Genomic DNA, 10,378 nt, shown 5'->3' on the forward strand with positions numbered 1-10,378 from the left:
GAAGACCCTTTTGGAAAAGGGTCTTCTCCCCTTCCCCCGTTTGCATTGCAGTTGCTTTTACCCGTGATGGTGGTGCACATCGCCGCCGGTGTGGGTGTGCACGTGGGTGTGGGGCGTATGGGTGGCGATGCGGACGATGCCGTCCCGTACGCTGAGAAAGCTGTCGCAGGTCTGGGCCAGAAAGTCCCAGTCGTGCGAGATGATCAGGTGGGTGGGGCTGTGCGCGGCCAGGATGGCGATGAGCCGGTCGCGGGTGCGCGGGTCGAGGTCGTTGGTGGGCTCGTCCAGCAGCAGGGCCTGCGGCTGCATGGCCAGCACGGCGGCCAGGGCGATCATCTTTTTTTCGCCGCCGGACAGGCGGTGGGTAACCCGGCTGGCGAACCCGGCAAAGCCCAGCCGTTCCAGGGTGGCCTCGGCCACGTGGCGGGCCTGTGCGGGGGATGCGCCGTGGTTCAGTGGGCCGAAGGCCACGTCTTCGAGCACGGTGGGGCAGAACAGCTGGTCGTCGGAATTCTGGAACAGAAAGCCCACCTCGCGGCGCAGCGGCGCAAAGTCGGCCTCGCGAGTCAGGGGCACGCCGTGGTGCAGCACGTGGCCGGACTGTGGCCGCAACAACCCCATGAGCAGGAGCAGCAGGGTGGACTTGCCGCTGCCGTTGTGGCCCAGAAGGCCGATGCGCCGCCCCGGGCGCAATGCCAGCGAGGCCCCGCGCAATACCGGGTCCGCGCTGCCGGGATAGGTGAAATGGATGTCTTGTACGGCTGCCAGTGGCGGCGCGGCGTCGGTGTCGGGATGGGGATGCGGATGGTCGTGTCCGTGCCCGTTTTTGTGCCCGTGCCCGCTTTCGTGCGCGTGTTCGTCATCGTGGTCATGCTCGTGGCTGGGCACATGGCTGGAGGCAGTGGGGCAGGGCTGTCCGTTGTCGGGCGGGGTGGCGGCGGTGCTCATGGCAGTCCGGTAAGGGGCTGAAGGATGTCGGCGGCCAGCAGCGTGACCGCGCACAGGATGATGGCGGCGGCCAGCGGGCGGTCACCGGGGTGTCCGGCGGGTTCGGCCAGCATGTGGAAGCGCCCGGCAAAACCGCGCAGGCGCATGGCCTGCCCTACGCGCTCGGCTCGGTCAAAGCTGCGCACCAGCACCATGCCCGCAAGGTTGGCGTAGGTGCGGTAGGTGTGCGCGTTGGTGCCGGGGATGAAACCGCGCACTTTGGCGGCGGTGCGCAGGCGGTGGTATTCCTGGGCCACCACGTGCAACTGGCGCCAGGTGAACAGCAGCAGCAGCGCCAGCTTGTCCGGCAGCCCCAGCCCGGCCACGGCATGGCCCACGGCGGTGATGTCCGAGGTGCCTGCCAGGGCGATGAAGGCCAGCACGATGGCGTTGGATTTCAGGGTGACCAGCACGGCCTGCGTTACGCCCGCGCCTGTGGCGGTCAGGGCCAGCCAGTCCGGCAGGCCGGGAAAGGGGCCGATGCGCAGCAGCGGCGCGCCGGGCAGCGAAAAGGGCAGGAACAGCCACAGAAAGGCCACGAACACGTTCACGGCGGCCAGCCGCCGCAGCAGGCGGGGCAGGGGCAGGCGGGCCCAGGTGCACAGGGCAGTGCCCAGCAACAGGGCCAAAATAGCCGGGCCGGGCGAGCGCAACAGGGCCACGCACACGGCAACGGCCAGCGCGGCCACCAGCTTGCAGCGCGGGTCTGCCCGGTGCAGGCGCGAGGCGCCCCGGCTGAAGGGTTCGTCCAGCACGAAGCGCCGCTAGCCGTGCGCCGTGGAGGTGAAGACCAGCATCTCGGGCCGCACCCGCGCGATGAAGGACACCACCAGCGCCGTCACCACGCCTTCCGCGATCATGATCGGGATGTGCGCCAGCATCAGCGCCCGTGCGGCGGGGATGAACGCCTCGCCGGACAGCCCCAGGGATACGGCGGTGAGCAGGGCGGATGCGCCCACGGACAGGAAACCGCAGGCAAAGGCCGCCCCCCCGCGCAGGCGGGACGGGCCGGAAAGCATGGGCCGGAAGACGTAGAAGCACAGCACCGGCGGCAGGGCCATGTTGAAGGTGTTCACCCCCAGCACGGTAAGCCCGCCGAACTGGAACAGCAGCGCCTGCAACGCCAGCGCCACGAAGATGGCGGGAAAGGCGGCCCAGCCCAGCATGACCCCCAGCAGCCCGTTGAGCACGAGGTGGGCGCTGGAAGGGCCGATGGGCACGTGGATCAGCGAGGCCACGAAAAAGGCGGAGGACAGGATGGCCACGGTCATCAGGCGATCATAGTCCAGGCGCTTCAGGCCCGCCGTGACGCCAAGGGCGGCCAGCGCCGCGCCCGCGCCCAGCACCGCCGGAGAAAGCACCCCTTCCGAAATGTGCATGCATGCCTCGCGCTGTCTGCGCGCCCGTCGCGGCGCGCGGAAAATCCGGCGTCACGGGCGTGCCGAAAGGGGTAGCAGATGGCACATGGAGCGTCAACGTGCCACGAATCCGCAGGGAGTGCCGGGGGGCGGATACACCGGGCGATGATCCGGGCCAGCGGTGCCTGCCGAGCGTGCCGCAGGCTCCGGGATGGTAGCGAATGCAGGAATGCCGAAGGTTGCGTGCGGGCGACGCATACCCCCCCCCCCCCGTGGCCGTTCCAACGGAAACCGCCCCCGCACGCGCGGGGCATGCGGGGGCGGCGTTACCCGACAATGCGGTGCGTGGCGCTACATGAAGAAGACCAGCGTCACCAGGATGAACGAAGGCACCAGGATGCCGCACGACCAGGCCATGTAGCCGAAGAAGCTGGGCATCTTCACGCCTTGCTCTTCTGCGATGGAACGCACCATGAAGTTGGGTGCGTTGCCGATGTAGGTGTTGGCGCCCATGAACACGGCACCGGCGGAAATGGCCAGCAGCGTCTGGGCCATGTCGTGCATCAGGTGCGCGGCATCGCCGCCTGCGGTGTTGAAGAACACCAGGTAGGTGGGCGCGTTGTCCAGGAAGCTGGACAGCAGGCCGGTCAGCCAGAAGTACATGACGTTCACCGGCTGGCCGTCGTGGGTCACCATCTGGATCACCGAGCGCAGCGCGCCGCTCTCGCCCGCCTTCAGGATGGCGATGGCCGGAATCATGCTGACGAAGATGCCCGCGAACAGCTTGGCAACTTCCGCGATGGGGCCCCAGCTGAAATCGTTCTTGATGCGCGATACGGGGTCGGTCAGCTTCAGCGACAGCCCGGCGATGACCAGCAGGACGATGTCGCGCACGATGTTCTGCAATTCCACCGGCACGTGGTACACGACGAATTCCACACCCGGCTTCCAGAAGCCGCTCATGAGCACCGCAGCCACCACGCCGCCCAGCAGCAGCAGGTTCACGCGGCCTTCCAGGCCCAGTTTTTCACCGCTGTCCTGCTGCGGCGGCACGGGGCGGCCCTCCTTGCCGAACAGCACGGTGTCCAGCGCGAAGAACACGGCCAGCAGCAGCACGGAAACCAGCAGCATGGGCGGCAGCAGGTGAACGGTGGTCCAGAAGAACGAGACGCCCTTGAGGAAGCCGAGGAACAGCGGCGGGTCGCCCAGCGGTGTCAGCGAACCGCCGATGTTGGCCACCAGAAAGATGAAGAACACCACCGAATGCACCTTGAACTTGCGGTGGGCGTTGGCGCGCAGCAGCGGGCGGATCAGCAGCATGGCGGCGCCGGTGGTGCCCATCCAACTAGCCAGCACAGTGCCGATGGCCAGCAGCAGGGTATTGACCATGGGGGTGCCCACCAGCGAACCGGTCAGGCGCACGCCGCCCGCCACTGTGAACAGGGCGAACAGCAGGATGATGAAGGGGATGTATTCCAGCAGCAGGGTGTGCAGCACTTCGTACAGGGCCAGCGAGGCGCCGAACTTGAGGGCGAAGGGCACAAGGAAGGCCAGGCCCCAGAACGCGGAGACCTTGCCGAAGTGATGGTGCCAGAAGTGCGGCGCCACCAGGGGAAAAACGGCGATGGACAGCAGCATGCAGGCAAACGGCACCGCCCACAGGCCGCCAAGCAGCGCGCCGTCGAGGTGCGGCGCACCTGCACCGGCGGCGAACGCCATGCCCGGGAGCATGGTGGCGACGGCGGCCGCGAGGGCCATGACCGTCTTCTGGATCTGGGTCTTCACTGGGGAGCCTCCTTGGCGTCTCTTTGTATGGATTCCGTCCGGCCGGGGCACGGCGACAAGGGTGTCGTTGGCCGGGATGAATTCGTTGAGCTGATCCGTCCCTTTCGTGTCGGCGGGCGCATCCGGACGGTTCATGGTGCTGCCCTGTCACACGGCGCGGCGGACTGCGGTCCTGCGCCAACGCCTGTAGTAACGGGAGTGTGCCATCTTATCAACAGTGGCCTTTCGCGTCGGCGTTGCAGTTGGGCAACCGGCGGAAGGTACCGCCCCGCCCGTGCGGACCAGTGAGGCGCCAGCATCGCCGATGCGAGCAACGCTTCGCTCCGGTTATGGAACAACACGGTTTGATTGGTCAAGCTGGAAGGTGACTTTTGGGCCGAAGGGGGGTACACAGGTGCCCCGCGCTTCGGCGCCCCCGGCAACCTCCAGAAACCCACCGGCATACGCATGGCACCACAGATAACCCCACGGCGCATGGAACGCATCCGCCGCGTTCTCGGCTGGCGGCAGAAGGACCTGACCCTTGTGCTGGCCAACATCCACGACCCGCACAACGTTTCGGCCATCTACCGCAGTTGCGACGCCTTCGGCGTGGCCCAGGTGCACCTGTACTACACCGACACCGCCTTTCCCGTGCTGGGTCGCAAGTCGTCGGCATCCGCCCGCAAGTGGGTGGAAACGGTGCGCCATTCCGATGCGCAAAGCCTGATGCGCACCCTGAAGGAAGGCGGACACCGCGTGCTGGCCACCAGTTGCACCCCGGCTGCCAAACCGCTGGGCGACTACGACATGACGCAGCCCACCGCCATCATCATGGGCAACGAGCATTCCGGCGTGGCCCAGGAACTGGTGGATCTGGTGGACGGCGAAGTGTACATCCCCATGTACGGCATGATCCAGAGCTTCAACGTGTCGGTGGCGGCGGCGGTGCTGCTGGCCGAAGCCTCGCGCCAGCGCGTGCTGGCGGGCATGTACGACCGGCCTTCCTATCCCGAAGAGGAACTGGAGGCCCGCATAGCGGCCTGGACGGAGAAGTAGCGGGCGAGAAAACGTTGTCCCGCAAACGCGACGGCGGCGCATCCGGATGGTTCCGGGTGCGCCGCCGTCGTGTCTGGCGGATGCGGCATGGGCCGTCGCCGGGGCTGGTACCGGGGCGTCCGCCAGTCGCCCTGGCCCGGCAGGCCGGTCGTGTCATTCGCCCGCGTTACCCGTCCATGTCATCCGGTCCGTCATTCGGGCCGTCATGCGGGCCGTCGCCTTCCAGCGGCAGGCCAAGGTCGGTCAGCCACCCTTCGTACAGCGCGCCCACCTCGCGCTCGCCCGCGCGCCGTGCCCAGCGGGCCAGCCCGCGTGCTTTGCGCACCAGCGGTTCCGGGTCTTCCAGCAGGCCGGTGACATGCTCGATCTTGCGGGCCGCCTGTCCGGAAAGGTCCGGGTTGCCCGCCTGCGCCGCCACAAGCGCCAGGCGGCGGTAGCCCGGCAGGGTGGGAAAGAAGTAGCAGTGCAGCAGCCGCACGCCCGAGGCTTCAAGATACCTGCCGTGTTTTTCCAGAAACGCGGCCAGCAGTTCGTAGCCGGACGGCCACAGCGGGTCGGCCTGCAAGGCCTGCCAGCATCTGCCGGGTTCGAAATCGGCGTGGTCCGCCAGCAGCTCCGCCTCGCGCGCGGGCGGCAGGGTCAGGTAGGTTTCCAGCCACGGGGTCAGGGCCAGTTCGAAGCCGTCGCGCCTGGCCAGCTTGTGCAGGTCCGGCCCGAAGCAGCCGGAACAGCGCCGGTTGAGCCGGGCGGCGTTGGCCGCGTCGTGGTCGCGGCGTCCGGGGGTGCGGCTTTCCAGGTGGTACACCCGACTTTCCGCCACGCAGGCCACCTTCAGCCCCCGTTCGCGGATGCGCCAGCACAGTTCCAGGTCCTCGCTGCCGTTCAGGTAGCCATCGTGGAAGCCGCCGCAGTCCGCGAACAGGCCGCGTTCCATGAGCAGGGCCGCACCGGTGATGGCCTGCAACGGACGCCGCGCGGCCACCGCCGGGTGCGCCGCCGGAAAGTTGGCGTACAGGTGCTCCGTGGACAGCGACGGCGTGAAGGCGATGCCGCAGTGCTGCACCCTGTCCGTATCCGGGTAGAGCAGCAGCGGCCCCACGGCCCCCAGCCGGGTGTCGTCGTCCAGCGCGCGCAGCAGGGGCGGCAGCCAGCCGGGCGTGACCAGGGTGTCGTTGTTCAGGAACAGCAGCCTGCCCGCACGCGCCTGTGCCGCACCAAGGTTGCTGGCCACGGCGAAGCCCTTGTTTTCCGGCAGGCGGATGGGCCGGAAAAGCTCGCCGAACAGGGCGTGCCCCAGCGGCTCAAGGTCGCTGGCGGTGGCGTCGGTGGAGCCGTTGTCCACCACGATGATCTCCAGCACGCCGCCGGGGGTATGCGCGTGCAGGCTTTCCAGGCAGCCGCGCGTGAGGTCCCAGAGATTCCAGGCAGGGATGATGACGGAGACGAGGGGGGCTTTTGCGGTCATGCGATGGGACTCGTGCGCGCGGGGCGCGGTGCAGCAGGTGAGAGAGGTGGCGGCTACCCGGCGCCCGGGGCGAGCAAGGCGGACGCCAGCGCGGTGGCCTTGCGCAGCAGGTCCTGCCGGGCCAGCGCGGTGGATGCCTCGCGCGCCTGTCTGGCCTTGTTCGCCGGGTGCAGGTGCTCCAGTTTGATGCGGTTGCCGAAGATGTGCGCGCTGCGTGCCCGGCTGGTGGCCTGGCGCAGGCTGGAATGCTGCATGTGGCGCACCCGCACCGTGCCCGCGTACCACACCGGCAACCCACCCAGCGTACAGCGGATGTCGCGTTCCAGGTCGTCGAACTGGCTGGGGGTGAAGCGCACGTCGAACGCGCCCACCTGCTGCACCGAGGCCATGGAAACCATGTGGCAGCACCCGGAAACGGACAGGCAGGGCCGGGTGTAGGCGGTGAGCAGGGTGTCCGCGCTGCCCGCCGAGTTGCCGTGAATGTGCCAGTGTTCGTCCAGATCGGCGAAGCTGCGGGTGCCCATGTCCGGCGGCAGGGCGAAAAAGTCGGCGCATTGCAGCGCGTGCGGCGGGGTGTGGTCGGTAACCGCGCAGCCGATGGCCCCCCAGCCGGGCCGGGCGTGGGCCACGGCCAGCAGGCCGTCCAGCCAGTCGGGGTCCAGCAGCACGTCGTCGTCCAGGAACACGGCATGGTCGCGCTGCTGCACGTCGGGCAGGGACAGCAGCCAATTGCGGGCGGCCGGGGCGCCCACGTTCACCGGCAGGCGCACCACGGTGAATGGCGAACCCCAGTCCGCCGCCATGGCGCGAAACATGTCTTCCGTGCCGTCCTGCGAACCGTTGTCCAGCGCGAAGACCGGCGCGTCGCGAAAGCCCGACGCGCGCAGCGAGCGCAGGGTCTGCGCCGCAAGGTCGCGTTTGTTCCAACTATACAGCAGGATGGCGGGGGGGGCTGCGTCTGCGGGGGGCGCGGGCAGCGGGTGCAGCAGTTCGTGCAGGGCCAGGGTGAGATTGGGATGGTACGGGGCCTCGCGCCACAGGGGCAGCAGCAGGGCGGCGGCGTCGGAAGCGTGTCCCGGCCTGTCCAATTGGACCAGCAGTTCGGCGCGGCGCAGTGCGTACCACGGGGCAAAGGGGGATGCGCCAGTGGGGGCAGCGTCCTGTCCCGCCATCTCGTCCAGCCGCCGCAGGGCCTCGGCGGGGTCCAGCCGTCGCACGGCCCATTCGGCGCGCAGCCTGTGGGCCACGGCTTCCGGCAGGGGCGGCGATGTGGACAGGGCGGCGCGCAGCAGGGTTTCCAGCGTGGCGGCATCCGCGACCGGAGGCGCCGGGGCTGCGGCTTCGTCCGAGCGCGCGCCCACGGAGTTTTCGTGGCGGATGCACCAGTCCACCCCGCGCGCCAGCCAGAACAGGCCGTGGGCCGGGTCGGCCAGTCGGGGCAGCACCACATCCAGCATGGCCCGCGCCGGGGCGGCTGCCGGGCCGCCATGCCCGTTGAGGGCCGCATCCAGTGCGTCGAAATCGGCGGGCACGCGCACCCGCTCGTGCAGGCTGGTGACCAGCGTGCGCAGTTCCGGGGCGAACGCCTGCGGGGCGTCCTCCATGATGGCGCGCAACAGGGCTGCAAGGCGGGTGTCCAGCGGGTTGTCGCGCCAGCCCCACAGGGCCATGCCCACCCCGGCAGCCACCACGCCGGGGTCGCCCCCCGCGTTTTCGATGGCGCCGCGCGCCAGCCGGAACTGGTTGTCCGCGCCCATGGCACCGCATTCCCACAGGGGCACGCGATCCATGAGGGTTGCCAGCAGCGTTGCGGCCTGGGCCGGATGGGGTGCGGGAATGCCGTGCGGATGCGCCATGCGTGTTGCGGGGATGCGGGTTGGCGGGATACAACGCGCCGAAACGCACGGCCATTGCGGCGTACGGATCGACCGATGCGGCACTGTGGGCGGTAACGCCCGGAATGTCAATTGAACCTGCCGGAGCCCCCGTGACCTCTCCCGCCCTTGCCCGTCCCCGCTGGCGCGATTTGCCCCGCGACCTCGCCGCTGCCCTGCTCAAGGGCGGGGTGGGGCAGTTGCACCTTGTCGGCATTGCCGAGATGGCCCTTGCGGCCATGAACACGCCGGAAGGCGCCGCATACGGTTCCGCCGACCTGCTCGCGCTGGGGGCCGACGCCCTGTGCGCCGCCTGGGAAGCTGACCCGCTGGATGGGCGCACGGCGGGCCAACTGGTTGCGCTGCACAAGGCCCGGCCCTTCCTGCCCACGCCGGTGTTCCGGGTGGCGGAACTGCTGGCCTCGCTGGACGTGCCCCCTCCGGATGCCGAGGTGCGCCAACTGGTGCAACTGCTCCAGCAGCGCGATGCCGACGCCTCGTGCCGCCTGCTGGACCGCCAGCGCCGCGCCCAGCCGGGCAACACCTTCTGGCTGCGGCAGGCCTTGGTGGTGGGCATGACCGAGGCCCGTCACCAGTGGTTGGATACGTGGTTGGCCGGACTGCCCTCCAGCACCCGCGATGGGGGGAACGTTCCCGCGCCCGTGGTCGCCGCCCTGCGCGGCGACGTGGCCTTCGCGCGCGGCGACATGGCTGGTGCCGCCGCCCTGTACGCTGCCGCCAGCAAGGCCCTGCCGCTGCCCACGTGGAAGGCGCGCCACGCCGAATCTCTCTACCGCGCGGGCGACCGCGACGGCGCCCTTGCCCTGTGGCGTGCTGCTGCCGCCATCCGCCCCTGGCAGATCAATCTTCTGCTGCGCCTCGACGATGTGGCGCGGGGCCGCGACCTGCCGGGCGATTTGCCCGCCGGGCGCGGCGCGGTGCTGTTCTACACCTGGAACAAGGCCGAGTGCATCGACGAGGCGTTGACCTCCATTGCCGCGTCTGACCTTGGCGACGCCCGCGTGGTGGTGCTGGACAACGGCTGCACCGACGCCACCCCCGACGTGCTGGCCCGTTGGGCCGAACGCGCTCCCGGTCGCTTGGGTGAGCGGCTGCACACTGTCACCCTGCCGCTGAACATTGGCGCGCCCCCCGCCCGCAACTGGCTGCTGACCCTGCCGGAAGTGCGCGCCTGCGACTGGGTGGCCTTTCTGGACGACGACGCCACCGTGCCGACGGACTGGCTGCGTCTGTTCGGTGCCGCCATGACCGTCCACCCCGCCGCCAACGTCTACGGCTGCCGCGTGGTGGACCATTCGGTGCCCATGCTGCTCCAGTCCGTGGACCTGCATCTGGACCCCGGCGGCGACATGGCCGCCGCGCCGGAAAACGCCCCCGGTTACCGTCGCCGGTTCTCCGTCTCCGACCTGCATTTGCAGGAACTGGATTTCGGCCAGTTCTCCTACCAGCGCCCGTGCGTGTCCGTGACCGGCTGCTGCCATCTGTTCCGCCGCGCCGTGTTCGACGCCGTGGGGCCCTTCGACCTGCGCTATGCCCCCAGCCAGTATGACGATCTGGAACACGACCTGCGCCGCAGCCTGCGTGGCGACCTGCCCGTCTATCAGGGCCATCTGGCCGTGCGCCACATGAAGCGCACCGGCCGCGCCGCCTGGACCGATCCCGCCCAGTTCTCCAATGCCTGGGCCAACATGTACAAGCTTCAGTACCGCTACACCCGCCCCGACTTCGATACCCTGCGCCAGCACGACCACGCCGCCCTGTTGGCGGATGTGGAAGCGAGGGGACTATAGAAAAGAATGGAGAAGAAAGAGAATCGGGGCGGGGGAGGAAACCTTTTGGAAAAGGTTTCC

Annotated in this window: 8 protein-coding genes; 2 read left to right on the plus strand and 6 right to left on the minus strand. The window is 69.1% G+C overall.

Annotation, left to right across the window (positions count from 1 at the left end; genetic code table 11):
* Nucleotides 1-57: 57 nt before the first annotated feature.
* The 4 genes from ABWO17_RS17075 to ABWO17_RS17090 form a co-directional block, all read right to left on the minus strand.
* Nucleotides 58-948 carry an energy-coupling factor ABC transporter ATP-binding protein gene (locus tag ABWO17_RS17075; RefSeq protein WP_353120679.1) on the minus strand — a complete coding sequence of 297 codons (891 nt, stop codon included), beginning with the start codon at nt 946-948 and terminating at the stop codon, nt 58-60.
* Nucleotides 945-1,742, minus strand: coding sequence for a cobalt ECF transporter T component CbiQ (cbiQ, locus tag ABWO17_RS17080; RefSeq protein WP_353120681.1), 798 nt, complete (start codon nt 1,740-1,742; stop codon nt 945-947). Before cbiQ ends, ABWO17_RS17075 begins: the two co-directional genes overlap by 4 nt.
* Before the next feature lie 9 nt (nt 1,743-1,751).
* A complete protein-coding gene (cbiM, locus tag ABWO17_RS17085; protein WP_353120683.1) occupies nt 1,752-2,366 on the minus strand; it encodes a cobalt transporter CbiM in 615 nt (204 codons plus the stop codon).
* 330 nt (nt 2,367-2,696) lie between these two features.
* Nucleotides 2,697-4,103 carry a sodium:proton antiporter gene (locus ABWO17_RS17090; protein ID WP_353120691.1) on the minus strand — a complete coding sequence of 469 codons (1,407 nt, stop codon included), beginning with the start codon at nt 4,101-4,103 and terminating at the stop codon, nt 2,697-2,699.
* 474 nt (nt 4,104-4,577) lie between these two features.
* Between ABWO17_RS17090 and ABWO17_RS17095 the strand changes: the two genes are divergently transcribed.
* On the plus strand, nt 4,578-5,168 hold the full coding sequence (locus ABWO17_RS17095) for a TrmH family RNA methyltransferase (RefSeq protein ID WP_353120685.1): 591 nt from the start codon (nt 4,578-4,580) through the stop codon (nt 5,166-5,168).
* Nucleotides 5,169-5,334: 166 nt separating this feature from the next.
* Here ABWO17_RS17095 and ABWO17_RS17100 read toward each other — a convergent pair whose 3' ends face one another.
* Nucleotides 5,335-6,633: a glycosyltransferase family 2 protein gene (locus ABWO17_RS17100; protein WP_353120687.1), complete on the minus strand. Its 1,299-nt coding sequence runs from the start codon at nt 6,631-6,633 to the stop codon at nt 5,335-5,337.
* A 53-nt stretch (nt 6,634-6,686) separates the two neighbouring features.
* Complete coding sequence (locus ABWO17_RS17105; protein ID WP_353120688.1) at nt 6,687-8,489, minus strand: glycosyltransferase; 1,803 nt, start codon at nt 8,487-8,489, stop codon at nt 6,687-6,689.
* 131 nt (nt 8,490-8,620) lie between these two features.
* On the opposite strand from ABWO17_RS17105, the gene ABWO17_RS17110 reads away from it, so the two are divergent.
* Nucleotides 8,621-10,318 carry a glycosyltransferase family 2 protein gene (locus tag ABWO17_RS17110; protein WP_353120690.1) on the plus strand — a complete coding sequence of 566 codons (1,698 nt, stop codon included), beginning with the start codon at nt 8,621-8,623 and terminating at the stop codon, nt 10,316-10,318.
* Nucleotides 10,319-10,378: the final 60 nt, after the last annotated feature.

This window comes from Nitratidesulfovibrio sp., from assembly GCF_040373385.1.
Lineage (GTDB): Bacteria > Desulfobacterota > Desulfovibrionia > Desulfovibrionales > Desulfovibrionaceae > Cupidesulfovibrio.

Bases quoted from the DNA above. Each gene is read 5' to 3' on its own strand.
- ABWO17_RS17095 (WP_353120685.1), top strand. From the start codon at position 4,578: ATGGCACCACAGATAACCCCACGGCGCATGGAACGCATCCGCCGCGTT.
- cbiM (WP_353120683.1), bottom strand. From the start codon at position 2,366: ATGCACATTTCGGAAGGGGTGCTTTCTCCGGCGGTGCTGGGCGCGGGC.
- ABWO17_RS17105 (WP_353120688.1), bottom strand. From the start codon at position 8,489: ATGGCGCATCCGCACGGCATTCCCGCACCCCATCCGGCCCAGGCCGCA.
- ABWO17_RS17090 (WP_353120691.1), bottom strand. From the start codon at position 4,103: ATGGCCCTCGCGGCCGCCGTCGCCACCATGCTCCCGGGCATGGCGTTC.
- ABWO17_RS17100 (WP_353120687.1), bottom strand. From the start codon at position 6,633: ATGACCGCAAAAGCCCCCCTCGTCTCCGTCATCATCCCTGCCTGGAAT.
- ABWO17_RS17075 (WP_353120679.1), bottom strand. From the start codon at position 948: ATGAGCACCGCCGCCACCCCGCCCGACAACGGACAGCCCTGCCCCACT.